The organism is Micromonospora sp. NBRC 110038 (genome assembly GCF_020884815.1).
GTDB classification, from domain to species: domain Bacteria; phylum Actinomycetota; class Actinomycetes; order Mycobacteriales; family Micromonosporaceae; genus Micromonospora; species Micromonospora haikouensis.
In genome coordinates this window covers 515,020-540,231 of the sequence record NZ_BBOL01000002.1, presented here as the reverse complement: position 1 = coordinate 540,231, position 25,212 = coordinate 515,020, and the positions used below count along the sequence as shown (strand labels likewise).

Genomic DNA, 25,212 nt, shown 5'->3' with positions numbered 1-25,212 from the left:
CCCGCCGTCGGAATCCCGTCGGCCGTCCTCTTGCTGGTGGTGCCAGCCCTACCGTCGGCCGGGCGCGCCGCTGGGCGGGACGGGGCGACGGCGGGCGCGGCGCTCGCGCGATTGGTGACGGAAGTCGGGAATGAGCAATAATCGGCGCGGGCCACGCGAGGCGCCGGATCGATCTTGGGGGGTGGAGGGGCAGGTGGAGGCGGGTCGCCGGTCTTCAAGATCGCGATTTGTGCGTGTCTTCACAAGCGCCTACTCTGTAGTTCCGACGCGTCCTGCTAGCACAGCCGGCAATCTCGGTCGCCAGCGGGAGTCCCGATACGGCAGGCCGCTGAAGCCGGCCGAGGATCGCACCGCACGGAGTCTCATGAGTCAGCAGCACCGTCACCCTGGCGCGTCCGGCCGCGCCGGTGCCGTACCGGCGCTCCCGGACCTGCCCGAGGCGACCGTCGCGCGGCTGCCCGAATACCTTCGCGCCCTGCACAACCTCGCCGAGTCCGGTCACGAGACCGTCTCCAGCGAGGGCCTGGCCAGCGCCGCCGGGGTCAACTCCGCCAAGCTCCGCAAGGACCTGTCCCACCTCGGCTCCTACGGCACCCGCGGGGTCGGCTACGACGTCGCCCTGCTGGTCGAGCAGATCGAGTTCGTGCTCGGGCTCACCCAGCGGCGGGCCGTCGCCCTGGTCGGGGTGGGTAATCTCGGTCACGCCCTCGCCGGCTACGACGGCTTCGCCAGCCGCGGCTTCCGCATCGCCGCCCTGCTGGACGCCGACCCGGGGCGGGTCGGCGAGGAGATCAACGGCCTGGTCGTGCGGCACGTCGACGAGCTGCCCCGCATCGCCGCCGAGGAGCCGATCGCGATCGGCGTGATCGCCACCCCGGCCCGGGCCGCCCAGGCGGTCGCCGACCAGCTCGTCGCCGTCGGCGTGACGAGCATCCTCAACTTCGCGCCGTGCGTACTCTCGGTCCCGGACGGGGTCGACGTGCGCAAGGTCGACCTCGCCATCGAGCTGCAGATCCTGTCCTTCCACGAGCACCGCAAGGCGTCGCTGACCGCGCTGCCCGCCACCGGCGGCACCGCCCTCACGGCCCTGCCGGGCGGGCTCGCGGCCACCGACCCCCAGGAGGCGATCGGCACGTGAAACTGCTCGTCGTCGGCGCGTCCTACCGCACCGCTCCCGTCGCCACCCTGGAACAGCTGGCGGTCGGCCCGGCCGACCTCACCCGCACCCTGGACCACCTGCTCGCCCAGCCGTACGTGAGCGAGGCGGTGCTGGTCTCCACCTGCAACCGGGTGGAGGTCTACGCCGCCGTGTCCGGTTTCCACGGCGGCCTCGGCGACATCTGCGCCGTCCTCGCCGAGCAGGCCGGCACCCTGCCCGCGAGCCTGGCCAACCACCTCTACGTGCACTACGACGCCGCCGCCGTCGACCACGTCTTCCGGGTCGCCGCCGGGCTGGACTCGATGGTCGTCGGCGAGGCGCAGATCCTCGGCCAGCTCCGCGACGCGTACCACTGGGCCAGCGGCGCCGACTCCGCCGGCCGGCTGCTGCACGAGCTGATGCAGCAGGCGCTGCGGGTGGGCAAGCGCGCGCACGCCGAGACCGGGATCGACCGGGCCGGCCAGAGCGTGGTCAGCGCCGCGCTCGACCTGGCCGCCGGCCACCTGGACGGCGCGCTCGCCGGCCGCCCGGCCCTCGTGGTGGGCGCCGGCGCGATGGGCGCGCTGGGTGTGGCGACGCTCTCCCGGCTCGGCGCGGGGCCGCTCACCGTGACCAACCGGGGGGCCGACCGGGCCGTGCGGCTGGCCGAGTCGTACGGGGCCAGCGCCGCGCCGATGGCCGGGCTGACCGACGTGCTCTCCACAGTGGACATCGTAGTGGCCGCCACCGCGGCCACTGAACCGGTCCTCACCCGCGAGGTGGTCAGCCGGGCGCTCGCCGACCGCGACCCCGACCGGGGCCCGCTCGTGCTGCTCGACCTCGCCGTGCCCCGCGACGTCGAGCCCGGCGTGGCCGGGCTGCCCGGCGTCGAGGTGATCGACATCGACCGGATGGCGGCCGTCCTGGCCGGCGGTCCCGCCGCCGCCGAGGCCGCCGCCGTCGAACGGATCGTCACCGCCGAGGTGGAGTCCTTCCTCACCTGGCTGCGTGGTGCCGACGTGGCCCCGACCGTGGCCGCCCTGCGCGGCCGGGCCGAGGACGTGGTCGCCACCGAGCTGCGCCGGCTGGCCCAGCGCCGCCCCGACCTCAGCGACGACCAGCGCGCCGAGGTGGCCCGCACCGTGCACCGGGTCGTGCAGCGGCTGCTGCACCAGCCCACCGTGCGGGTCCGCCAGCTCGCCGCCGAGCCCGGCGGCGACCAGTACGCGGCGCTGCTGCGCGAGCTGTTCGACCTCCAGGTCCCGCAGACGTCCCCGGTCGACACCGTCCCCGACGTGGTCGACACCGACCCCACCCCGTACCCCGGAGGCGAGAGATGACCGCCCCCCTGCGCCTCGGCACCCGGGGCAGCACGCTGGCGATGGCCCAGTCCGGCCACGTCGCCGCGGCGCTCACCGAGGCGACCGGCCGCGAGGTCGAACTCGTCGAGGTGGTCACCGCCGGCGACCGCTCGTCCGCCCCCGTGCACCGGCTCGGCGTCGGCGTCTTCGTCTCCGCGCTGCGCGACGCCCTGACCGCCCGCACCATCGACCTCGCGGTGCACTCCTACAAGGACCTGCCCACCGCGGCGGCCCCCGGGCTGCACGTCGCGGCGGTGCCGCCCCGCCAGGATCCGCGCGACGCGCTGGTCGCCAAGGGCGGGCTTACCCTCGCCGAGCTGCCGCCCGGCGCCGTGGTCGGCACGGGCGCGCTGCGCCGCATCGCCCAGCTGCACGCGCTCGGGCTGCAGCTGGAGGTCACCCCGATCCGTGGCAACATCGACACCCGCCTGGCGCGGGTCCTCGGCCCGGACGCCGACCTCGACGCCGTGGTCCTGGCCCGGGCCGGCCTCGCCCGGATCGGTCGCACCGACGTGATCACCGAGACGCTCGACCCGATGCTCATGCTGCCCGCGCCCGCCCAGGGCGCGCTGGCCGTGGAGTGCCGGGCCGACGACACCGACCTGGTCGAGCTGCTCGCGGTGCTCGACCACGCACCGTCCCGGGCCGCGGTCACCGCGGAACGGGCGCTGCTGGCCACCCTGGAGGCCGGGTGCAGCGCACCCGTCGCCGCCTATGCGGAACTCGCCGAAGGCGACGCCGGCGATGAGATCTACCTGCGCGGGGCGGTGATCAGCCCGGACGGCACGCGAGACCTCCGGCTGTCCCGCACCGGAACGCCCGCCGACGCGGCGGAGATCGGCAAGGCACTCGCCGCCGAACTCCTCGAACTCGGCGCCGACTCGATCCTCGGCCACGAAGGAAACGCCGGTCCGGGGACCCAGCAATTTGGGAGCACAGAATGACCCGCACCCGTAAGCCCGTCGGCCGTATCGCGTTCGTCGGGGCCGGCCCCGGCGACCCGGGCCTGCTGACCCGCCGGGCGCACGACGCCCTGGTCGACGCCGACCAGGTGGTATACGACCGGGGAGTCCCCGAGTCGCTGCTCGACGCCGTGCGCGCCCAGGCCAAGTCCGATGCCCAGTTCTCCCCGGCGGAGGGCGTGCCGGGTGACGTGGCGAAGGTGCTGATCTCGGCCGCGAGGTCCGGCCTGAACGCCGTGCACCTGGTCGCCGGTGACCCGTTCGGCCACGACTCCGTGGTCAAGGAGGTGCAGGCGGTCGCCCGGACCGCCGCGCACTTCGAGGTGGTGCCGGGCGTCGGGCAGGCCGAGGGTGTCGCCACCTACGCGGGCGTGCCGCTGCCGGGCGTACGCACCGCCGCCGACGTCGAGGACGTCACCACGCTGGACTTCGACGCGCTCGCCGCCGCCGTCGGCCGGGGCTCGCTGGCGCTCGCCGTGGACGCCGGTGACCTGGCCGCGATCCGCGACGGCCTGCTCGCCGCCGGGGTCGACGGCGCCACCGGCGTCGGGGTGACCGGCGACGGCACCGGGGAGACCCAGTACACGACCACGTCGACCGTGGACTCGTTCGTGGCGGCGGCGCTCGGCTTCACCGGCCGGGTCGTGCTCACCGTCGGCGAGGGCGTCGGCCAGCGCGACAAGATGAGCTGGTGGGAGAACCGCCCGCTGTACGGCTGGAAGGTGCTCGTCCCGCGCACCAAGGAGCAGGCCGGGGTGATGAGCGCCCGGCTGCGCGCGTACGGGGCGATCCCGTGCGAGGTGCCGACCATCGCGGTCGAGCCGCCGCGTACCCCCGCCCAGATGGAGCGGGCGGTCAAGGGCCTGGTCGACGGCCGGTACGCCTGGGTGGTCTTCACCTCGGTCAACGCCGTCCGCGCGGTGTGGGAGAAGTTCGCCGAGCACGGCCTGGACGCCCGGCACTTCGGCGGCGTCAAGATCGCCTGTATCGGCGAGGCCACCGCCGACGCGGTGCGCGCGTTCGGCATCCAGCCGGAGCTGGTCCCCGCCGGGGAGCAGTCCTCCGAAGGGCTGCTCGCCGAGTTCTCGCCGCACGACGAGATCCTCGACCCGGTGGGCCGGGTGCTGCTGCCGCGCGCCGACATCGCCACCGAGACCCTCGCCGCCGGGCTCACCGAGCGCGGCTGGGAGGTCGACGACGTGACCGCGTACCGCACGGTCCGGGCCGCCCCGCCGCCCGCCGAGATCCGGGACGCGATCAAGTCGGGCGGGTTCGACGCGGTGCTGTTCACCTCGTCCTCCACGGTCCGGAACCTGGTCGGCATCGCCGGGAAGCCGCACGCGCGTACCGTTGTTGCGGTCATCGGGCCCAAGACGGCGGAGACCGCGACGGAGTTCGGCCTGCGGGTCGACGTTCAGCCTCAGCACGCCTCGGTGCCCGACCTCGTGGAGGCGCTCGCCGCCTACGCCGTCGAGCTGCGCGAGAAGCTGGCCGCCATGCCGGCCAAGCAGCGCCGGGGCTCGAAGGTGCAGGGGCCGACCGCCCTGCGGTTCCGCTAGCCGCACCGGCTGCACAGCCAGCTCGCACAGGGAGGCCCCTCATGCCGTACCCCGAGATCCGGCCCCGCCGGCTGCGCCGCAACGCGGCCGTGCGGCGGCTGGTCTCCGAGACCCGCGTCGACCCGGCCGAGCTGGTCGTGCCGATGTTCGTCAAGGAGGGGCTGACCGAGCCGCGGCAGATCGCGTCGCTCCCGGGGGTGCTCCAGCACTCCCGGGAGTCGCTGCGCAAGGCCGCCGCCGAGGCGGTGCAGGCCGGCGTGGGCGGGATCATGCTCTTCGGGGTGCCCGAGCGGCGCGACCCGACCGGCTCCGGCGGCATCGACCCGGGCGGCATCCTCAACGTCGCCATCGCCGACGTGGTCGCCGAGGTGGGCGACGCGACCGTGGTGATGAGCGACCTGTGCCTGGACGAGTTCACCTCGCACGGGCACTGCGGCCTGCTCACCCCCGACGGCGAGGTGGACAACGACGCCACCCTCGCCGCGTACGCCGAGATGGCGGTCGCCCAGGCCGCCGCGGGGGTCGGGGTGGTCGGCCCGTCCGGGATGATGGACGGGCAGGTGGGCGTGGTCCGCCGGGCCCTGGACGCCGCCGGTCACACCGACGTGGCGGTGCTCGCGTACGCGGCGAAGTACGCCTCTGCCTTCTACGGCCCCTTCCGGGACGCGGTGGAGTCGTGCCTCGACGGGGACCGGCGCACCTACCAGCAGGACCCGGCGAACCTGCGGGAGTCCCTGCGCGAGGTCGCGCTCGACGTCGCCGAGGGCGCCGACATCGTGATGGTCAAGCCGGCCCTGCCCTACCTCGACGTGGTGGCGGCGGTGCGCGCGGCGGTCGACGTCCCGGTCGCCGCCTACCAGGTCTCCGGCGAGTACGCGATGGTCGAGGCGGCCGCCGCGAACGGCTGGATCGACCGGGAGCGGGTCATGCTGGAGACGCTGACCTCGATCCGGCGCGCCGGGGCGCAGATCATCCTCACCTACTGGGCGGTCGAGGCCGCCCGCCTGCTCCGCGAGCGTTACTGAGCGCATCTGGGCTACGCGCCCTCGTCTACCCTTCGCTCCCTGCTGTCCCTTTTGTGTGCCCTTCGCGCCGGACCCCAACCCTCCTTTCCGCCTCCTTTGCTCTGCACCCACGGGCGCAACGCTCACCTAGGGTGACTGCTGCGTCGGCGGGTGCAGAGCAAAGGGGCCGGGGGGAGTGGTTGCCCGCGCCGCGATCGGCCCCGGCCCTTGCGCCGGTCCGCAGCCCCAGCCCCAGCCACATCCGCAGCCGCCGCGGACGGCTGGGTTACCGCCAGACGCCCGGTTATCCACAGTCGCGTGGGGCGGGGTTGCGACCGGTCCGCGCGGCCGGGGAACGTGAACCCATGGCAGCCCACACCGCGCCACCGCAGCCGGACGACGCCCCCGGAGGCGACGACGCCGAGTCCGGCGACCCGACAGCCGGCGAGGCCACGGACGCCGATCCGGCAGCCGGCGAGCCCACGGACGCCGATCCGGCAGGCGGCGAGTCCACAGCCGGCGACGAGCCGTCGGCGATGCTGACCGAGCCGTTCGACATCCCGTGGCCGGCGGCCGGCATCATCCGGGCCGTGCGGCGGCGGGCCGACGCCAGCCAACGCGAGCTGGCCGCCCACGCCGGGGTGCACCCGTCCACGATCGGGCGGATCGAGGCCGGCGCGCTGACCCCCAGCATCGCGATGCTGCGCCGGCTCCTCGCGGTGGCGGGCTTCCGGCTGGCAGTGGTGGACGAGTTCGGCCGGGTGCTGCAGCCGATGCGCGACCGCGACGACGCCCGCGACGGGGCCGATCGCCGCTACCCGTCGCACCTGGACACCATTCTCGACCCCGAGCCGGGGGAGTGGTGGGCCGACGTCTACGGGCTGGCCCGCCCGCCGGAGACCTTCTACCGCAACCGCGCCTACCGGGACGCGATGCGTCGCCGCAGCCGGTGGGAGGTCCGGGTCGCGAAGCTCCGGCACGTGCCGCCACCGCCGCGCGCCGTCCCCCCGTACGGCTGACGGCCCGCCGCCCGGCCAGGAGCCGGGCGACGGGCCGCCGTGGGGCGCCGTGCGGGTCAGTCGTCGTTGGCGATGGTGCCGACGGCCAGCGGGTCGGCCAGGTGCAGGCCGGGCACGCCGGCCACGAGCAGGTTCACCTTCTCGTCGGCCTCGCGCTTGCGGTCGCCGCGCACGGTGACCGCGAAGGTCAGCGAGGTCTGCCCGGCCGCGAGGACCTTGCAACCGACGTACGGCTCGTAGTCCGACCCGGCCTGCGCCGTGGTGCCGTAGGTGGCGGCGCAGATCAGGGCCGGCTGGGACAGCGGCCGGGACACGGTGACGGTGAAGGTGAGCGGGCGGGTGCCCTTGTCGCCCTCGGCCACCGTGGCGTCGGCGACGCTCAGCGACGCGCGGGAGCGGAACCGGGCCACCTGCGGGTCGTGGTCGCTGGAGCCGCGCGAACCGTCCCCGGTGAACTCCGCCGGCCAGTCGGCGTTGACGTGCGCCGCCCGCACCTGCACCAGGTCGTCGCGCAGCGCGTCGTTGACGAACAGGTGGTCCAGCGTCTGCGCCTGCCCCTGGAAGCTGTACGAGTACGCCGACGAGGGCACCTCGGCGACCAGGTCGTCCCACAGGCTGTGCAGGCCCGCGTCGTAGAGCGCGGCGAGCTGGTCCGACGGGGTCGGGTCGGCCCCGGTGGCGATCGGGTCGTCGGGGCGGGGGAAGACGTTCAGGTCCCCGCCGTACACCACCCGGGAGTTCGGGTCCGCGTTGTGGATCGCGGTGACCAGCGCGGCACCGTAGCGGGCCTGCTCGGTGCGCTGGCCGACCCGGCTGTCCGGCCCGGACGAGAAGTGGTTGCTCAGCGCCCACAGGTGGTAGCCCTCGGACGAGCCCGGGGCCGCCTTGACCCAGAACCTGCCGAGCTGCGGGGCCCGCGTGTAGACGTTGTTGCCGTCCTTGCCGGTGGAGGTGTCGGTGTCGGCCGGCAGCACCGCGTTGAGCGCCTTCGGGTTCTGCACGTCCGCGTTGGACGGCAGCCCCGCCGACCGGTACGGCACCGTCGGCGCGGAGCCGAGCAGCGGGTCGGTGGCGGTCGCCTCGGGCAGCGACAGCCGGTCGGTGCGGTACAGGAACCCGGCGGTGATGCCCCGCGCGTCCGCGCCGGTCCGGTCGTACGCGGCGGCGTACGCGGGCCCGCCCGCGGCGGCCACGGCCAGCGCCAGCTCCTGGAGGGTGTCCGGCGCGCCGTCGGCGTCGTTCGTGTCGCCGCACACCAGCGCGCCGCCGGAGACGGAGCAGATGTCCTGGTCCTCAGCCTCCTGCACCAGGATCAGGTCCGGCGCGTGCAGGTCGGTGCGGATCTGGTCGGCGAGCGCGGTCAGGTGCTCCCGGTAGTCGGCCTCGCTGGCCGGCACGTAGTCGAACGGCGGGCTGACCCCGGTGCAGCCGGCGTTGCCGGTGAAGTCGCAGCCGTCGAACGGGTCGTCCCGGTAGTCGTACAGGTTCTCCACGTTGTACGTGGCGACCGCGATCTCCCGCGACCGGTCGGCCGGCTGCGGCGGGTTGTTCTTCGACGGGTCGGCCCCGGCCGCGAAGGCGGCCCGCTCGACCTGGACGCCGTACTTCTCGAACGAGAAGTAGAGCGCGCCGTACGCGTCCTCGGTGAGGGTGTCGAAGGTCCGGGCCGGCGGCAGCAGCGCGGCGTTGTCCCCGGCGGTGGCCTTGACGCCCATGGTGCCCAGCATGATCCGCTGGCCGTTGCCGTCGTCGAAGCGGCGGGTCGCGTCGTTGTCCAGCGGGTGCGCGTCGCGGAACACCCGGCGGGCGTACGCGTCGGCGCGGCCCAGCAGCGGGTCGTCCCGGTCGACCACCCACACCTCCGAGTCGGCCGTGGACGCGAACACGTCCCGGCCGCTCACCGCGCCGCTGCCGGCCCGGACCCGCACCCGCGCGCCCTCGTGCCGCTCCCAGAACCGCTGCGCGGCGGCCAGGTCGGCCGGGGGCACCGCGTCGTCGACGGCGACGACGGCGTTCACGTCGAGCCCGGAGGCGACCTTGCGCACCAGGGAGGCCCCGGAGAGCTGGGTCATGTTGTAGTACTCGGACACCCGGGCCCGCAGCACCACCTCGTCGCCCACCGTCGGCACGTAGCCGCCGATCAGCGACGTGAACGCGCCCATGAAGACGAAGATGCCGTCCGAGGAGTTCGGGTCGCCGTCGGTGTCGTCGGCGCGGCTCTGCAGGAAGAAGCCGTACTGGTCGGCCCCGGCCGAGGTCCGGGCCAGGGTGCGCTGGGTGATCACGCCGCGCACGTCGTACAGCGTGCTGCTCGTGCCGTTGCCGGAGGCCGGCGCGAGCGGCGACCGGTCGGCCGGGCCGGACTCGGCGTCGGTGGTCGGGCCCTGCACCTCCCCGACGGTCAGCTCCCGGGTCACGGTCACGGCCAGCGCGCAGGTGGCGGTGGCGCCGTCCGTGTCGGTCGCGGTCATGGTCACGGTGTACGCCCCGGCGGCCAGGTCGGCGCTGGTGGCGACCGTGGCGCGGGCGGTGCCGCCGACGGCGTCGGCCGGGGTGAACCCGGTGCGGCTGATCGTGCCCGTGGCCGGGGCCGGCGCGACCGAGGTGACCGCCAGGTCGACGATCGTGTCGTCCGGGTCGGTGGCGGTGACCTCGCGGCTGGCGGCGGTGCCGGCGGACGTGGTCAGCGCCCCGCCGCAGGTGACGGTGGCGGGCTGGTCGACGGGGCCGCCGCCGTCGACGGTGTGCGCGCCCAGCCCGTCGAACGTGTCGGTGGCGAAGCCGGCCCACTGGGCGGCCGGGTCGAAGGCGTCCGACGGGTCGGTGTCGCCGGAGGTGACGGTGGGCAGCCGCCGCAGCGTGTTGTCGGCGGTGCTGGTCAGGCCGCTGCCCCACTCGGTGCCCGGGTCGACGCCGACCTGGCCGATCGAGTCGAGCACCGTCGTGCCCCGGCGCAGCACGATCGCGTCGTCGCCGTTGAACAGGCTGGCGGTGGTCGTCTGGTCGGCCTGGGCGAGGATCGCCGGCGCGGCCGAGGCGGCGGCGAAGACGAACGTGTCGCCCGCCGCCACCGTCCCGGTGAGGGCCAGGGTGGTGGCCGTGGTGTTGCCGTTGAAGTAGAGCAGGAGCTGGTATCCACCGGCGGTGAGGTCGACGGGGGCACCGGTGCCGTTGTACAGCTCGATCGCCTTGTTGTTGGACGAGCCTTCGACGTACTCCGAGATGAACAGGTCGGTGGGCGCGGCGCTGGCCGCGGTGGGTGCGACGCCGATGACCGGGATGGTGACGGCTACGGCGGTCGCGAGCGCGGCAGTTCTGCGGCGCGGGCGCATGGGGCCTCCACGATGGGTGGACGTGAACGAACGCACGTTAAGCGGCGGCGCTGTCCGCCGTCCATCCCCCACGGGGCGCTTTGGTGAATAGCCGACTCAGCCGCCGAGGCGGTGCACCAGCTCGGCGACGTCCACGCCGTATTCGCACCACTCCCGGTCCGGTCGGTAGCCCAGCTCGGCGTTGACCTTCAGCATCGCCTCGTTGGCCTGGGCGTTCCAGGTCTGCACCTCGGTCAGGGTGGGCTCGGCCGAGCGCAGCTCCAGCAGCATCCGCGCCTTGATCGCCCGGTCGATGCCGTAGCCCCGGTGCTCCTGCACCACGATCGTGTCGTACTGGTCGGCCCGGGTGGGGTGCTGCGCCGGCACCACCACCTCGGTCAGCCCGGCCACCTCGCCGGTGCGGTCGTGGGTGGCGAGCACGATGTACGGCTTCATGCCGCGCCGGTGCAGCGTGGCCAGGCTGTCCCGCAGCCGCTGCGGGTCGTACGAGCTGGGGCGCAGCTCGCCGTCGTCCACGTCGCGCACCTCGGCCTTCGCCCGCGCGTACGCCTCGATGAGGTCGTCCGGCGGGCCGCCCGGGCAGAACTGGACCCGGTATCCCGCGCCGACTCCCGTGGCCATCTCGGCCAGCGCCGACCAGTCCACCCCGGACAGGTCGAGCACGCTGCGGGTCTCCACGTACTCCCGGGAGAAGCCCAACGCCTCGTAGAACGCCACCGCCGGGGTGCCGCCGACGACCTCGACCCCGATCGACTGGAAGCCCTCCTGGTAGACCCGGCGGGCGGCCACCCGGGCGAGGTCCCGACCCAGGCCGGTGCGGCGCACCGACGGATGCACCAGCACCTCCAGCACGCCGATGTCGCCGAGCAGCAGCACGTGGACGTGGCCGAGGATCGGGCCGGGCGCGCCACCGGCGGCCGGGTCGGCCTGGGCCACCCAGGAGATCCGCCGCTCGCCGGGCATCACCTCGGAGAGGTATTCCCGCAGGTGGGTCCCCCGCCACGGCGGGTCCTGCGGGAGGTCGGCCGCCAGCACCGCGTTCAGCGTGTCCAGCAGCGACGCGAGCTCGGCGGGCGACGCGGTCCGGGGGTCCCATTCGCGCACCATCACCCGTCTAGCTTGCCGCTTACGGCAGCTTGACGGAAGTGTCCAGTTCTTGGACGCGCCCGGTTTCTCCCGCGGGCCCGGCGATCACCTCACAGGCGGCGGCTGGCCAGCCCGTACTCGTTGGCCTTGTCGAAGACGTCCTGGGCGTAGCGGCGCACGTCGTTGTACGACAGGATGGCCCCCCACCAGTCGCCCGGGACCGTCATGTTCCGGCCACCCTTGCACAGGTAGTTGCCGGCGGCCAGGGCCGCGTCGTCCAGGTCGTGCGGGTTCTTGCGCCCGTCGTTGTCGGCGTCCGCGCCGATCTCCTGCCAGGTCGTCGGGATGAACTGCATCGGCCCGATCGCCCGGTCGTAGACGGTGTCCTTGTCGTACAGCCCCCGGTCGGTGTCGGTGATCCGCTGCCGCCCGCCCTTGCCGTCGAGCGCGTCGCCGATGATCTCCGGGAGCGCCTGCCCGTCCGGGCCCAGGGTCGCGCCGTTCGCCTGGCCGTGGTTCGACTCGACGTACCCGATCGCGGCGAGGGTGGTCCAGCTCAGCCGGCAGCCCGGGGTGGTCTGGGCGAGCGCCAGCTCGGCGTACCCGTACGCCTGCATGGCCACCGGCGAGATGCCGACCTTCGCCCCGGTCTGCTGGGCCCACGCGGCGAGGGCGTCCGCCGGTCGGCCGTTCGGCACCGGCACGACCGGCCCCGCGCTCGCGCCGGGCACCGCCGTCGCGCCGGGCGGCAGCGGGGTGGCCGACCCGCCGGGCAGCAGCCCGCCCTGCGGCGTCGCCGTGCCGGCCCCCGGCGTGCCGGCGGTGCCGTCCACCGCCACCGGGCGGGGCTTCGGCGCGGACGCCGGCACCAGCAGCGCCCCGGCGGCGGCCGTGCCGGCGACCAGCGCGAGCAGGAACAGGCCGGGCAGGGTGAGCCGGCCGCTCGGGCGGCGGGACCAGGCCCGGGTGGCGCGGGCGGCGGCGACCGCCGCCTGCCGGGGCGGCGGCATGCGTACGGCGTGGGCGAACGGCACCCGACGCCGACGGGCCACCCCGGTCGGCTTCGCCGCCCCCTGTTCGGCCTTCGCCGCCCCGGGCTCGGCCGGCTTCTCCGGCTCGACCTCCGCCGGCTTCTCCGCCTCCGGCTCCGCCGGCTTCTCCGCCGTCGGCTCGGTGGTTTCCTTCGCCGTCGGCTTGGTCGTCTCGTTCGCCTCTGGCTCGGCCGGTTCCTTCGCCTTCGGCTCGACCGGCTCCGTCTTTACCGGTTCGGGCTTCGCCGGCTCCGGTTCGGCCGGCGGCGGGGCGTCGGCGGTCGGTGGGGCTGCGGCCGGCGGCGGGGCGTCGGCGGGCGACTCGCCCCGCAGCCAGGGGCGGCGGGGGCGGGGCACCCGGGCGCGTGGCGGCACACCACCCGGGCCCTCGGGCGGCGCGGCCGGTCGCAGGGGCCGAACCGTCGCTCTGTCCTCGCCGTCCACCACCCGTCGAGTATCACCCATGTCCCGCCCGGAGTCAGGCCCGGTCGTACCCTGGTGCCATGCCCCGGTACGAGTTCCGCTGCCGCGCGTGCGGCGACACCTTCGAGGTCAACCGTCCGATGGCGCAGGCCGGTGAGCCGGCGTCCTGCCCGGGCGGGCACGCCGACACCGTCAAGCTCCTGTCCACCGTGGCCGTGACCGGCCGTGGCGGCGCGGGCGCGGCCGCGCCGGCCCCCTCCGCCGGCGGCGGTGGCGGCTGCTGCGGTGGCGGGTGCGGCTGCTGACCCCGCCCCGATCGGCCCCGCCCCGAGCGACCCTGGCCCCCGGGCCGGCCCGCCGCACCCGGCCCAGGCCCGCCCGACCTGGCCCGACGGGGCCGTAACGGCCCGGGTCCTGCCGTTTCCGGCCCCGCTTGGCACCTTGGGGCGGATTGCGCCCATCCGTTCTCACGATGCGTGACGGCACGACCATAGGGCAGCATGTACCCGTCGTCACGGGGGCGGAGGTTCGACGCATGTCGCCAGTGGTCCACCTCCCGAGCGGATGGGTGACCTTCGTGTTCACCGACATCGAGGGTTCGACGCGCCTGGCCCAGCTGCTCGGTCCCGGGTACCGTCCGGTGCTGCGGGAGCATCGCAGGCTGCTGCGGGACACGTTGGCCCGCACCGACGGCGCGGAGCTGCTCACCGAGGGCGACTCGTTCTTCATCGCGTTCCCCGACGCCGGTGCCGCGCTCACCGCCTGCCTCACCGCGCAGCGCGCGCTCGCGGCGCACGACTGGCCGGCCCCGGAGGCCGCGCCCCGCGTCCGGATGGGCCTGCACACCGGCTGGGCGGAGCCCCGCGACGGCGAGTACGCCAGCCACGAGGTGCACCGGGCCGCCCGGGTCGCCGCCGCCGCCCACGGCGGGCAGGTGCTCTGCTCGGCGGCCACCGCGCGGCTCGCCTCCCCGCTGCCGGCGGGCGCGTCCCTGCTGGACCTCGGCCTGCACCGGCTGCGCGGCTTCGACGACCGGGAGCGGCTGTTCCAGCTGCTCGCGCCCGGCCTGGAGCGGCAGTTCCCCCGGCCGCGCACCGCCGACGCGGTGGCGCACAACCTGCCGACCCAGGTCACCTCCTTCGTCGGCCGGGAGGCGGAGCGGGCCGCGCTGCGCCGGCTCACGGCGGGGCACCGGCTGGTGACCGTGCTCGGGGCGGGCGGGGCCGGCAAGACCCGGCTCGCCGTCGAGCTGGCGGCCGGCATGGTGGAGGAATATCCGGACGGCGTCTGGTTCGTCGACATCGCCACGGTGACCGACCCCGGGCTGGTGGCGTTCGCGGTGGCCGCCGTGCTCGGGCTGCGTCCGGAGCCCGGCCGCCGGATGGTCGACACCCTCGTCGAGTACGCCGCCGCCCGCCGGATGCTGATCCTGCTGGACACCTGCGACGCCCAGCCGGCCGCCTGCGCCGAGCTGATCTCCCTGCTGCTCGCCGGCGGGGGCGGGGTCCGGGTGCTGGCCACCAGCCGCGAGTCGTTCGGCCTGCCCGGCGAGGTGGTGTGGCGGATCCCGCCGCTGTCCGTGGAGCCCCGGCCGGGCGGTGCGGAGAGCGACGCGGTGGCGCTGCTGCTGGACCGCACGGCGGCGGCCCGGGGCGGCCGGGAGCCGGCCCCGGTCGAGTCGGCCGACCTGCGGCGGGTGGTACGTCGGCTCGACGGGCTGCCGCTCGCCATCGAGCTGGCCGCCGCCCGGCTGCGGGTGCTCTCCGTCGGGCAGCTCGCCGAGCGCCTCGACGACGTGCTCGGGACCCTCGACGCCGGCCGGGACGCCGCCCCCCAGCCGCCCCGGGACGAGCCCGGCTGGACGGGCAACCAGCAGGACACCGTCGACCTGGTGGCGGCGTCCCGGGGCAACGCACCGCCCACCCCGGCGACCCGGGCCGTGCAGCGGTCGGCCGCCGAGCGGCACCTCACCATGCAGGCCACCGTCACGTGGTCGTACCGGACGCTCGGGCCCCGGGCGGCCCGGCTGCTGCGCTGGCTGGCGGTCTTCGCCGGCCCGGTGGACCTGCCGACGGTGGAGTGGCTGCTCGACGACGACCCGCTCGACCCGCTGTCGGTGCTGGTGGACAAGTCGATGATCCTGGCCGAGCCGCACGCGTCGGGCAGCACGTACCGGATGCTCGACCCGATCCGGGCGTACGCGGCGCGGCGGCTGGCCCAGGCGGGTGAGGAGCGGGCGGCCCGGGACCGGCACCTGGCCTGGTCGACGCGCGCGCTGCGGCGGGCCTACCTCGGGCCGGACGGCCGGCCGACGACCCTCTCCCTGTACGCCCTCGACCCGCTCGCCGGCGAGCTGCGCGCCGCGCTGCGCTGGTGCGCGACCGGCGGCAGCGCCCGCAACGGGCTGTGCCTGGCCGGTGGGCTGGACCAGTGGTGGCGGGAGCGCGGGCTGGCCCGGGAGGGACGCCTCTGGCTGTTCCGGCTCTACGGCCGGATGGCCGAGACCGGGGAGCACGTGCCGGACGCCGAGCTGGCCGCCGCGTACTACATGCACTCGCTGCACGCCGGCGCGGACGGCGAGTTCGCGGAGGAGCTGCGCTACTCGCAGCAGGCCGAGGCGGCGGCCCGCCGGGCCGGCGACGCCGGCCTGCTGGCCCGGGTGCTGGCCGGGCGGGCCGCCCCGCTGGTCGACATGGGGCAGTTCGCCGACGCCGAGCGGGCCTGCCGGGAGGTCATCGCCTGGGCACACGAGCGGGAGGTGGCGGGGGACGCCCTGTTCGCGGTGCTCAGCCTCGCCGAGCTGCTCTGGCGGCGCGGCGCGCTGGCGGAGGCCGCGGAGCTGCTCGGCGCGGCCCGCCCGGTCGAGGCGGCCCGCCCGGCGGACCGGGGGCGCCGGTCGGTGGACATGCTGCTCGGCATGGTGGCGCTGGCCCGGGGCGACCTGGTGGCCGCGCACGAGCACCTGCTGGTGGCGTTGCGCTCGCGGATGAGCCACGGCTTCCACCGCCGGGCCTGCGACACGCTGAACGCGATCGCGGTGCGCTGCGCGGCCGGCGGCGACCCGCTGACCGCCGCCCGGCTCTTCGGCGCGGCGCAGGCGACCCGGGAGAGCCTGCGGTCGACTCCGGGCATCTACGGGGCGTACTGGCTGGAACGGCAGGCCGTGCTGCGCCGGGAGATGGGCGACGTGGCGTTCGACGAGGCGTACGCGCAGGGGAGCGAGCTGGGGCTGGAGGAGGCGGCGGCGCTGGCGTTGGCGGTGGAGCACCCCGACCTCGGGGTGGACTCGACGCGCTTCGCGGCCACCGGCATGCCGGCGCCTGCCCCCGCGCCCGCCCCTGCCCCGGCGCGCCCCGCCGAGGGCTGCTGTTAGGAGGGGTCCCCTGCTGTGCGGAATGCGTTGACAGGGGGCCCTTCCTCGCGCCTCAGCGCTCGGCGGCGGACTTGATGCGGGCGGCGCGGTCGATGTCGGCCTGCCGGACCGCCGCGACGGAACCGAAGATGCTGACCGCCTCGTAGTAGGTCCAGGCGAGGCTGTAGCAGGCGGGGCGGACCACCGAGCTGTACGTGGCGCAGACCCGCTTCAGGTCCTCGTAGAAGGCGCTGTCCACCCGGGCCTTGTTGGCCGGGAACTGGCCCATCTCCTTGTAGTTGCGGTAGCCGAAGTCGTGCCGCTGGCAGGAGAGCTTGAAGTTAAACCCGAGCGGGTTGTCCGGGCTGGACGAGCAGTAGTCGGTGGACCAGTTGAAGGCGTACTCGGCCCAGGCGGACTGGTTCTGCCGGGCCGAGTTCCAGGTGTTGTAGCTGCTGGCGCTGGTCTGCGTCCAGCTCGACAGCACGCTGAGCTTCTGGCTGGTGCTGACGGCGGCGGTCGCGGGGGAGGCGACCGCGAGCGCCGCGAGCAGGGCGAGCGCGCCGGAGGCGAGGACTGTGGCGAGGCGTCTGGGCACGGGGGGACCTCCGCGGGGGTGTGCGGTGTGGCTGGTTACCGGCGGGTCACCGGATTCGACAAGTGTCGATCACACCGCGGAGGGTCGAGTACGTCATAAACCAACATCTGGTGACATCAGTTGAAACAGACGAATGCCCCGGACGCTGGGGCGCCCGGGGCACTCGTCCGTGCCGCCAGCCCTCAGCGCACGAAGCGCGGCGGGCTGACGGGGCTCTCGTTCCACAGCCGGTCCAGCGCCGTCACGTGGTACGTGTACCGCGCGCCGGCCTCGGCGGTGGCGTCCACCCAGGACTGGGTCGTGCCGGGGGTGGCCCGGACGGTGCCGACCAGGCGGGACGCGTCGGCGAAGCCGCACGCGCCGGCCGGGCCGGTCCCGTCGAACCGGTAGATCGCGTACGACGTGGCCCGGCCCAGCGGGCCCACGCCGTCGGCCGGCTGCCGCCAGCTCAGCCGCACCCCGTCGGCCTGCCGCTGCGCGCCGGTGACCACCGGGGGCAGCAGCGGCTTCGCCGGCAGGTGCGGCATCGCCGGCACCAGGGCGGGGCGCGCGTAGTGCTCGGCGGCGTAGAGGTCGGTCGCCCCGAGCCGGTTCGCCCGCACCTGCACGGCCGAGAAGTGCACGTTGCCCAGCACCTCCGGGTACGCCCGGTTGAGCGTCAGGTGGTCGGACAACTCGCGCGGGTTCTGCCAGAACGACCCGTACGCCGGGTCGCCGCTCTTGTAGTCGGCCTGGCCGATGTAGAGCTGCACGCGGGTGCCGCGCACCGTCTCGGCCCACCACGGCACCAGCCGGGCGTAGTCGGCCGCCGGGTACTGGCCGATGTACCAGTAGAGCTGCGGCACGATGTAGTCGATCCACTCCTGCTTGACCCACTTGCGGGTGTCGGCGGAGATGATGTCGTACGACTGGCTGCCGGTGGTGTCCGAGCCGTTCGGGTCGGCCGAGGCGTTGCGCCAGATGCCGAACGGGCTGACGCCGAACTTCACCCACGGCTTCGCGGCCTTGATCCGGTCGTTCATCTCCCGGATCAGCAGGTCGATGTTGTCCCGCCGCCAGTCGGCCCGGTCGGTGAAGCCCCGGTTGAACTCGGCGAACGTCGCGTCGTCGGGCACCTGGTAGGTGCCGCTCGGGTAGGGGTAGAAGTAGTCGTCGAAGTGCACGCCGTCGACGTCGTACCGCGTGACGGCGTCCATCATGGCGGTCTGGACGAACTCGCGGACCGCCGGGACGCCGGGGTTGTAGTAGAGCCGGCTGCCGGCGACGCCGGCCGGCGGGTACGCGAACGTCCACTCGGGGTGCTGGCGGGCCGGGTGGTCGGGCGCGAGCTGGGTGAGGTCCGCGCCCGCGCCGCCGGGGGCCGGCATGGAGATCCGGTACGGGTTGAACCAGGCGTGGAACTCCAGGTTGCGCTTGTGCGCCTCGTCGACGAGGAACGCCAGCGGGTCCCAGCCCGGGTCCTGCCCGCGCACCCCGGTCAGGTACTCCGACCACGGCTCGTGCGGCGACGGCCAGAACGCGTCGGCGGTGGGCCGGACCTGCACCACCACCGCGTTGTGGTGCAGCCGCTGCGCCAGGTCGAGCCAGCCCAGGTATTCCGCCCGCTGGGCGGCGGCGCGGTCCGGGGCGGTCTGCGACGCCTTGGTCGGCCAGTCGATGTTCACCACCGACGAGATCCACATGGCCCGGAACTGCCGCTTCGGGGTGGCCGGGTCGGTGGCGCAGGCGGCGGTGGTGTCGGCCTGCGTGGCGGTGCCGCTGCCGTTCGCAGCCGCGGCGGCGGCGGTCGGTGGGGCGGCGACGAGCGCGCCGAGCAGGGCCACGGCCAGCCCGGCGGCTCTGAGCCGAGTTGCCTTCATCCGGTGCGTCCCTTCGGTGGGGCTCGGCGGGCGGGCGCGATGCTTGCTGCGGCAAGAACCGCCGCAGTCAATCTTGCGCTGGTAGGAAATTTTCACACCGGGCGGGCCCGGCGCAAGACCTCCGGCCGGATCGATGCCCTCCCGACCTCGAACCCGTACCGGAGCGCCTCGGCCGCGTGGCGGACCGTGACCGTATCGACACCCGAAGTCGTGATTCGCGGGTCGCCGGGCTGGGTAGCTTGGCCGGTCACCGGCCGCCACGGTGGTGGTCGCACGGTGGGAGGGGTGAGCGCGGTGTCCGTGCTGCGTACCAAACCGATCAAGGACGTGATAGCCCAGGGCGAGGCGGACGGCGAGGACGGCGGCCTCGGTCTCAAGCGCCGCCTCGGCGCGCGTGACCTCACCGGCTTCGGCATCGGCATCGTCATCGGCACCGGCATCTTCACCCTCACCGGCATCGAGGCCCGCGACAGCGCCGGCCCCGGCGTGGTGATCTCGTTCGCCATCGCCGGCGTGGTCGCGCTGCTCGCCGCGCTCTGCTACGCCGAACTGGCCTCCAGCGTGCCGACCGCCGGCAGCGCCTACACCTACGCGTACGCGACCATGGGCGAGATCGTCGCCTGGATCATCGGCTGGGACCTGCTGCTGGAGTTCGCCCTCGGCGCGGCCGTGGTGGCCCGCGGCTGGTCCGGCTACCTCGCCGAACTGCTCGGCCTGCCCACCGCCTGGTTCGGCGAGGAGGGCAGCATCGTCAACGTCGGCGCGATCGCCGTCGTGCTGCTGCTCGGCGTCGTGGCGATCGTCGGCATCCGCGAGTCCGCCCGGGTCACCAACCTGCTCGTGCTGGTCAAGGTGGCCATCTGCGTCTTCATCGTGGTCGCCGGCCTGTTCTTCGTGAAGACCGCGAACCTCACCCCGTTCATCCCGCCGGCCGAGCCCGCCGGCGCCGGCGACGACGGGATCAAGCAGCCCGTCACCCAAGCGCTGTTCGGGCTGGAGCCGTCCGTGTTCGGGTTCGTCGGCGTGCTCAGCGCCGCCGCCGTGGTCTTCTTCGCGTACACCGGTTTCGAGGCCGTGGCCAACCTCGGCGAGGAGACCCGGCGGCCCAAGCGGGACCTCACCCTCGGCCTGCTCGGCACCCTGCTGATCTCCACCGTGCTCTACATCGGCGTCTCGCTGGTCGTCGTCGGCATGGTCCCCTACACCGAGATCGACCGGGGCGCGCCGATCGCCTCCGCGTTCAACGCGGTCGGGGCCGAGTGGGCCGGCATCCTCGTCTCCATCGCCGCCGTCGCCGGCCTGACCAGCGTGATCCTCGTGGACCTGGTGGCCATGGGCCGGATCGGCTTCGCCATCAGCCGCGACGGGCTGATCCCGCCGTCGGTGGCCAAGGTGCACCCGCGCTGGGGCACCCCGTACCGGATCTCGGCCGTCATGACGGTGGCCGTGGCGCTGCTCGCCGGCTTCCTGCCGCTGTCGGCCCTGGCCGACCTGGTCAGCATCGGCGCGCTCTGCGCGTTCGTGCTGGTCTCGGTGGCCGTGCCGATCCTGCGCCGCAAGCGCCCCGACCTGGAGCGGCCGTTCCGGGTGCCGTTCTCGCCGGTGCTGCCGATCGTCTCCGCGCTGGCCTGCCTCTACCTGATGCTCAACCTGTCGGTGGAGACCTGGATCCGGTTCCTGATCTGGATGGTGCTCGGCGGGATCATCTACTTCGGCTACGGCTACCGCCGCAACCGCCTCGCGCGCAAGGAAGGGCCCCCGGTCAACGCCTGAGGTAGAGAAGGGCCCCCTTCTCACCCGCCCCCACCGGGTGCTACGCGCCGGTGGGGGCGAAGCGCAGCAGGTTCCAGGAGACCGCCGGCAACAGCACCGCGCAGCGACCCCCGTCGGGGGTGGGTGCCGCCAGCTCCCGGGGCGTGACCCGGTCGGGCTCGGCCTCGGTGTTGACGGCGTCCGGGTCGTCCCCGGCGGCGAGGGTCAGGTGGGCCGCCCCGGCCAGGCCGGGCAGGCCGCGCAGGTCCAGGTCGAGGGCGAGGTCGGCGGTGCCCCGGTTGACCGCGAGCACGGTCAGCGCGCCGGTCTCCTCGTCGTGCACCGCCACGGTGTCCAGCACCGGGACGTCGCCGTAGCGCTTCGTGGCGTACGTCGGGCAGACCGGCTCGGTGCGCAGCACCGTGCCGCGGGCGTACCGGGCGGTGAGGGCGAACGGGTGGAAGATGCTCTGCCGCCAGGCGGGACCGCCGGTGCGGGTGCGGATCGGGGCGATCACGTTGGCGAGCTGCGCCTGGCAGGCCACCCCGACCCGGTCGGCGTGCCGGAGCAGGGTGATCAGCAGGTCGCCGACGACCACCGCGTCGACGGCCGTGTAGTCGTCCTCGATGAGGGTGGGGGCCTCGACCCAGCCGCGCCGGTCCAGGTCGGCCTGGAGGCGGGACTGGTACCAGACGTTCCACTCGTCGAACGAGATCTTCAGCTTGCGCCGGTGCCGCTGCTTCGCCGCCACGTGGTCGGCGGTGGCCACCACCTCGGCGATGAAGTGGTCCATGTCCACGGCCGAGGCCAGCAGGCTGGCCCGGTCGACGTCGGCGGGGTCGTAGTAGGTGTGCGCGGAGACGTAGTCCACCAGCTCGTAGGTGTGCTCCAGCACCGTCGCCTCCCAGGAGGCGAACGTCGGCATGCCCCGGCCGGAGCTGCCGCAGGCGACCAGGCTGACCGACGGGTCGATCATCTTCATCGCGCGGGCGGTCTCGGCGGCGAGCCGGCCGTACTCCTCGGCGGTCTTGTGCCCGACCTGCCACGGGCCGTCCAGCTCGTTGCCGAGGCACCACAGCTTCACCCCGTACGGCTGCTCCGCGCCGTGGGAGCGACGCAGGTCCGACAGCCGGGTGCCGCCGGGGTGGTTGGCGTACTCCAGCAGGTCGCAGGCCTCCTGCACGCCCCGGGTGCCGAGGTTGACGGCCATCATCGGCTCGACACCGGCCGCCGCCGCCCAGGTCATGAACTCGTCGAGGCCGAAGGCGTTGGTCTCGATCGTCTTCCAGGCGAGGTCGAGCCGGCGGGGCCGGTCGGCGACCGGGCCGACGCCGTCCTCCCAGCGGTAGCCGGAGACGAAGTTGCCGCCGGGGTAGCGGACCACGGAGACGCCCAGCTCCCGGGTCAGCTCCAGCACGTCGCCGCGCAGGCCGTGCGGGTCGGCGCTGCGGTGGCCCGGCTCGTAGACCCCGCCGTAGACGCAGCGCCCCAGGTGCTCGACGAAGGAGCCGAAGATTCGGCGGTCGGCCGGGCCGATCGCGAAGGCCGGGTCGATGGTCAGCTTCGCGGTCACCGGGGAATCCGCCTTTCGTCGATGTCCCGTCGGTTCTATAACGTTGTACTCGACGTGTAAAGGGGCGCTCGCGGCACCAGCGCGGAGGTGGCGGTGCGACACCGGCTCAAGGACGTGGCGGAGCGCGCGGGCGTGTCCGTGAAGACCGTCTCCAACGTCGTCAACGGCTACCAGCACGTGCGGCCCGACACCCGGGCCCGCGTCGAGCAGGCCATCGCCGAGCTGCGCTACCGGCCCAACCTGTCGGCGCGCAACCTGCGCAAGGGACGTACCGGGATGATCGCCCTGGCCGTGCCGGAGCTGGACGCCCCCTACTACGCCGAACTGGCCCGGCACGTCGTCACCGCCGCCGCCGAACAGGGCTGGATGGTCCTGATCGCCCGGACCGGCGGCGGCACCGAGCGGGAGCGGGCCGTCGCCGCCGGCATCGGCGGCCACCTCATCGACGGCCTGATCCTCAGCCCGCCGGCCCTCGCCGCCGAGGACCTCGCCAACCTCCACGACGGCACCCCGACGGTGCTGCTCGGGGAGCGCGTCGACCCCGGCCCCGCCGACCACGTGACGATCGACGACGTGGCCGCCGCCCGCGTGGCCACCGCCCACCTGCTCGCCCTCGGCCGCCGCCGCATCGCCGCGATCGGCGCGCGGCCCACCCCCGAGGGGACCGGCGCCCGGCTCCGCCTCGCCGGCTACGCCGCCGCGCTCGCCGAGGCCGGCATCGCCTACGACGAGCGCCTCGTCGCGTCCGCGCCGGCCTGGCGCCGCGCGGACGGCGCGGCGGCCGTGCGCCACCTGCTCACCTCGGGGGTACGCCCCGACGCCGTCCTCTGCTTCGACGACACCCTCGCCCTCGGTGCCCTGCGGGCGCTGCACGAGGCCGGCCTGCGCGTCCCCGGCGACGTGGCGGTGGCCGGCTTCGGCGACATCGAGGACGGTCGCTTCGCCGTCCCCACCCTCACCACCGTCGCCCCCGACAAGGAACGCATCGCGCGGCTGGCCGTCGACCTGCTGGCCGACCGGATCGACGGGGACCGGAGCGGCCCGCCCCGCGTGCTCACCGTTCCCTACCGGCTCGACACCCGGGAGAGCACCCTCGGCCGCTGACCCCGCCCGAGGCGTCTTTTCGTCCACATGCGACAGTCGTGCCGCCGGCTGACGCCGAACAGGGGATGGGCGCGGTGACGGCGAGTCGCGATGATGTGGCGGCACGTGGGGACGAGCAGAAAAGTGGGGGCGAGATGAGCGCCGATTCGAGCTGGGGCGACTACCTGTCCGCTGACACCTCCGTCACGGACGCCGGCATCGCCACCTTCGACCAGCCCGTGGTCGAACCGATCGCGCCGACGGTCGAGCCGGTCCTGCCGGAGCCGGTGGTGGACGCCGTCGAGAGCGAACTGGCCGGGGCGGCTGCCGACCAGGACTGGTCGGCCTGGCACGCCGACAGCGGCGACCAGTGGGCCGACTCGGCGCAGGACTGGGTCGACTACGCCAACGAGAACCTGGCCGCCGGCAACACCGACATCGCCGCCAGCGCCTTCGACACCGCCGCCAACCACGCCGACCTGGCCGGCGGCAACTACGACGTCTCGTTCGACTACGCCGCCCAGGCCGGCACCCACCTGGACACCGCCGTCGCGGAGGTCGCCCCCTACGACACGTACGACGCCGGCACGGGCTTAGACGCGGGCACGGGCTTCGACGCCGGCACGAGCTTCGACATCGCGGAATGAGCTGGGCCGACGACAACGACCCCGGCAGCCGACCGCAGCCGGCCGTGCTGGCCGCCGAGGCCGGCCGGCTCGCCGCCGGCGCGGAACGCCGGGTCGCCGCCCCGGCGAGCGTGGCCCGGCAGCACCTGCTCCGCGCCATCCGGGACCTCGCCTTCGACCTGCGCGCCGAGCAGCTCAGCCTGCTGGAGGCGGTCCGCGGGTCGAAGCTCGGCGGGGTGACCCTCTCCGCCACCCGGGTGCCCGTCTTCCTGCGGGTCGGTCTCGAAGCCGACGCGGCCGGCACCCGGGTCACCGTCCTGCTGGCCGACCGCTGGGTCGGCAAGGTGGGCCGGAACTGGGGTCTGACCTCCGTCTACGTCGAGCTGTTCGGGTCCGTCCTCAGCGCCGTCGACGGCGTGCTGGGCCGGCTCGACCCGGCCGCCGCCGCCGCGTTCGCGCCCTGGTGGCGGCAGACCGGCCCCGGCGACGTGGCGATCATGCAGAACGCGGCCGGCATCGCCAACCGGGCCGGAGCGGTGCTGTCCCGGCACGCCTCCCGCCTGCTCGACGGGGACGCCGCCACCCCGCGCCGGGCGTCGGTCAGCCGCGCCGGCACCGAGACCTTCACCTTCGAGACACCGCAGGCCGTCGCGGAGGTGCCGGCCGAACTGGCCGACGGCATGCTGATGGTCGGCACCCTGGTGGCCAGCCGCCCCGACGGGATGCCACCCCATCTGGTGGCGCAGGTGCAGTCACTGGTCGTCCGGATCGAGGAACACCTCGCCGCGGTGGCCGGCACCGTCGGGTCGGCCCCGGCCGCCCGGTTCACCGTCGACCCGGCGGACGTGCCGGTGGTGACCTTCCTGCACCAGCAGGCCCGGATCCGGGGCATGCTTCCGGTGCGGACCCTGCGCACCTGCACCACCTGCCGGCTGGAGAAGGTCACCAACCCCGATCTGGAACGGTTGCAGGAACGCACCCGCAGGACCCGGGACCTGGCGAGCAGCATCAGCGCGGTGGTCACCCCGTACGTGCTGGCCGGACGGCTGGTGCAGCTCAACGGCAAGGGGCCCAGTTTCGCGTGCCCGCGCTGTCAGGGCATGGACGCCGACGAGACGGTGGTGACGTACTGCCAGCGGTGCGGCGACCGGCGGGCCGAGACGGCCCTGCGGACCTGCCCGAAGTGCCAGTTCGACTTCCGCAGCCTGCTCGCCGGTGACAGGCCCTGGCAGCCGCGCGCGACGCAACCGACGGGCGTGGCCGCCCCGGCCACCGCCGCCGCCCCGGGCCCCGCCCCGGAGCCCGCGCTGCCGCCCGCACCGCCGGCCCCGACCGGCGCCCCGTCCCCGCCGCCCCCCGGAGCGCCCCGACGGGTGGATCCCGAGGCGGAGCAGTGGCCCCGCCCACCGGGGTACGCGCCCGGCTGACCGGCGCCGGGCCACCGGGACCGGGGC

General features: G+C 74.7%; 18 protein-coding genes. 12 read left to right on the top strand and 6 right to left on the bottom strand.

What is annotated here, in order from left to right:
- The first annotated feature begins 364 nt into the window (after positions 1-364).
- The 6 genes from LPU61_RS10085 (at position 365) to LPU61_RS10060 (ending at position 7,043) form a co-directional block, all read left to right on the top strand.
- Positions 365-1,138 (top strand): redox-sensing transcriptional repressor Rex, encoded by a 774-nt coding sequence (locus LPU61_RS10085; RefSeq protein WP_043965317.1) that lies wholly within the window; start codon positions 365-367, stop codon positions 1,136-1,138.
- On the top strand, positions 1,135-2,478 hold the full coding sequence (locus tag LPU61_RS10080; protein WP_229404764.1) for a glutamyl-tRNA reductase: 1,344 nt from the start codon (positions 1,135-1,137) through the stop codon (positions 2,476-2,478). The genes LPU61_RS10085 and LPU61_RS10080 overlap by 4 nt, the downstream gene beginning before the upstream one ends.
- Positions 2,475-3,443 (top strand): hydroxymethylbilane synthase, encoded by a 969-nt coding sequence (gene hemC / locus LPU61_RS10075; protein WP_043965323.1) that lies wholly within the window; start codon positions 2,475-2,477, stop codon positions 3,441-3,443. The genes LPU61_RS10080 and hemC overlap by 4 nt, the downstream gene beginning before the upstream one ends.
- On the top strand, positions 3,440-5,020 hold the full coding sequence (locus tag LPU61_RS10070) for a uroporphyrinogen-III synthase (RefSeq protein ID WP_077938213.1): 1,581 nt from the start codon (positions 3,440-3,442) through the stop codon (positions 5,018-5,020). Before hemC ends, LPU61_RS10070 begins: the two co-directional genes overlap by 4 nt.
- A gap of 41 nt (positions 5,021-5,061) precedes the next feature.
- Complete coding sequence (gene hemB / locus LPU61_RS10065) at positions 5,062-6,045, top strand: porphobilinogen synthase (protein ID WP_229404763.1); 984 nt, start codon at positions 5,062-5,064, stop codon at positions 6,043-6,045.
- A 344-nt stretch (positions 6,046-6,389) separates the two neighbouring features.
- Complete coding sequence (locus tag LPU61_RS10060; RefSeq protein WP_229404762.1) at positions 6,390-7,043, top strand: helix-turn-helix transcriptional regulator; 654 nt, start codon at positions 6,390-6,392, stop codon at positions 7,041-7,043.
- A gap of 56 nt (positions 7,044-7,099) precedes the next feature.
- On the opposite strand, the gene LPU61_RS10055 is transcribed toward LPU61_RS10060, so the two are convergent.
- The 3 genes from LPU61_RS10055 to LPU61_RS10045 form a co-directional block, all read right to left on the bottom strand.
- Positions 7,100-10,375 carry a lamin tail domain-containing protein gene (locus tag LPU61_RS10055; protein WP_229404761.1) on the bottom strand — a complete coding sequence of 1,092 codons (3,276 nt, stop codon included), beginning with the start codon at positions 10,373-10,375 and terminating at the stop codon, positions 7,100-7,102.
- Between the two features lie 96 nt (positions 10,376-10,471).
- Positions 10,472-11,482: an N-acetyltransferase gene (locus LPU61_RS10050; protein WP_229404921.1), complete on the bottom strand. Its 1,011-nt coding sequence runs from the start codon at positions 11,480-11,482 to the stop codon at positions 10,472-10,474.
- A gap of 89 nt (positions 11,483-11,571) precedes the next feature.
- Positions 11,572-12,939, bottom strand: a complete 1,368-nt coding sequence (locus tag LPU61_RS10045) for a lytic transglycosylase domain-containing protein (RefSeq protein WP_229404760.1) — start codon at positions 12,937-12,939, stop codon at positions 11,572-11,574.
- Positions 12,940-12,995: 56 nt separating this feature from the next.
- Here LPU61_RS10045 and LPU61_RS10040 point away from each other — a divergent pair, with 56 nt between their 5' ends.
- Both LPU61_RS10040 and LPU61_RS10035 read left to right on the top strand, forming a co-directional pair.
- Positions 12,996-13,220 carry a zinc ribbon domain-containing protein gene (locus LPU61_RS10040; protein WP_229404759.1) on the top strand — a complete coding sequence of 75 codons (225 nt, stop codon included), beginning with the start codon at positions 12,996-12,998 and terminating at the stop codon, positions 13,218-13,220.
- 230 nt (positions 13,221-13,450) lie between these two features.
- Positions 13,451-16,288, top strand: coding sequence for an adenylate/guanylate cyclase domain-containing protein (locus LPU61_RS10035; protein WP_229404758.1), 2,838 nt, complete (start codon positions 13,451-13,453; stop codon positions 16,286-16,288).
- 52 nt (positions 16,289-16,340) lie between these two features.
- On the opposite strand, the gene LPU61_RS10030 is transcribed toward LPU61_RS10035, so the two are convergent.
- Positions 16,341-16,865 carry a phospholipase gene (locus LPU61_RS10030; RefSeq protein ID WP_043965340.1) on the bottom strand — a complete coding sequence of 175 codons (525 nt, stop codon included), beginning with the start codon at positions 16,863-16,865 and terminating at the stop codon, positions 16,341-16,343.
- Positions 16,866-17,047: 182 nt separating this feature from the next.
- Entirely contained in the window at positions 17,048-18,724 is a 1,677-nt protein-coding gene (locus LPU61_RS10025) for a glycoside hydrolase family 10 protein (protein ID WP_229404757.1), read from the bottom strand.
- 294 nt (positions 18,725-19,018) lie between these two features.
- Here LPU61_RS10025 and LPU61_RS10020 point away from each other — a divergent pair, with 294 nt between their 5' ends.
- Positions 19,019-20,497, top strand: coding sequence for an amino acid permease (locus tag LPU61_RS10020; RefSeq protein ID WP_308102563.1), 1,479 nt, complete (start codon positions 19,019-19,021; stop codon positions 20,495-20,497).
- A gap of 40 nt (positions 20,498-20,537) precedes the next feature.
- On the opposite strand, the gene LPU61_RS10015 is transcribed toward LPU61_RS10020, so the two are convergent.
- Positions 20,538-22,049: an alpha-N-arabinofuranosidase gene (locus LPU61_RS10015; RefSeq protein ID WP_229404755.1), complete on the bottom strand. Its 1,512-nt coding sequence runs from the start codon at positions 22,047-22,049 to the stop codon at positions 20,538-20,540.
- A 93-nt stretch (positions 22,050-22,142) separates the two neighbouring features.
- On the opposite strand from LPU61_RS10015, the gene LPU61_RS10010 reads away from it, so the two are divergent.
- From LPU61_RS10010 to LPU61_RS10000, 3 genes are all read left to right on the top strand, one after another.
- Complete coding sequence (locus LPU61_RS10010) at positions 22,143-23,153, top strand: LacI family DNA-binding transcriptional regulator (protein WP_229404754.1); 1,011 nt, start codon at positions 22,143-22,145, stop codon at positions 23,151-23,153.
- A 134-nt stretch (positions 23,154-23,287) separates the two neighbouring features.
- A complete protein-coding gene (locus LPU61_RS10005) occupies positions 23,288-23,779 on the top strand; it encodes a hypothetical protein (protein ID WP_229404753.1) in 492 nt (163 codons plus the stop codon).
- A complete protein-coding gene (locus tag LPU61_RS10000; protein ID WP_229404752.1) occupies positions 23,776-25,185 on the top strand; it encodes a hypothetical protein in 1,410 nt (469 codons plus the stop codon). Before LPU61_RS10005 ends, LPU61_RS10000 begins: the two co-directional genes overlap by 4 nt.
- Positions 25,186-25,212 lie beyond the last annotated feature (27 nt).

Excerpts from the sequence above, each read along its gene's own strand:
- LPU61_RS10085 (WP_043965317.1), top strand. The coding sequence starts at position 365 with ATGAGTCAGCAGCACCGTCACCCTGGCGCGTCCGGCCGCGCCGGTGCC.
- hemC (WP_043965323.1), top strand. The coding sequence starts at position 2,475 with ATGACCGCCCCCCTGCGCCTCGGCACCCGGGGCAGCACGCTGGCGATG.
- LPU61_RS10070 (WP_077938213.1), top strand. The coding sequence starts at position 3,440 with ATGACCCGCACCCGTAAGCCCGTCGGCCGTATCGCGTTCGTCGGGGCC.
- hemB (WP_229404763.1), top strand. The coding sequence starts at position 5,062 with ATGCCGTACCCCGAGATCCGGCCCCGCCGGCTGCGCCGCAACGCGGCC.
- LPU61_RS10060 (WP_229404762.1), top strand. The coding sequence starts at position 6,390 with ATGGCAGCCCACACCGCGCCACCGCAGCCGGACGACGCCCCCGGAGGC.
- LPU61_RS10055 (WP_229404761.1), bottom strand. The coding sequence starts at position 10,375 with ATGCGCCCGCGCCGCAGAACTGCCGCGCTCGCGACCGCCGTAGCCGTC.
- LPU61_RS10050 (WP_229404921.1), bottom strand. The coding sequence starts at position 11,482 with ATGGTGCGCGAATGGGACCCCCGGACCGCGTCGCCCGCCGAGCTCGCG.
- LPU61_RS10040 (WP_229404759.1), top strand. The coding sequence starts at position 12,996 with ATGCCCCGGTACGAGTTCCGCTGCCGCGCGTGCGGCGACACCTTCGAG.
- LPU61_RS10035 (WP_229404758.1), top strand. The coding sequence starts at position 13,451 with ATGTCGCCAGTGGTCCACCTCCCGAGCGGATGGGTGACCTTCGTGTTC.
- LPU61_RS10025 (WP_229404757.1), bottom strand. The coding sequence starts at position 18,724 with ATGAAGGCAACTCGGCTCAGAGCCGCCGGGCTGGCCGTGGCCCTGCTC.
- LPU61_RS10005 (WP_229404753.1), top strand. The coding sequence starts at position 23,288 with ATGAGCGCCGATTCGAGCTGGGGCGACTACCTGTCCGCTGACACCTCC.
- LPU61_RS10000 (WP_229404752.1), top strand. The coding sequence starts at position 23,776 with ATGAGCTGGGCCGACGACAACGACCCCGGCAGCCGACCGCAGCCGGCC.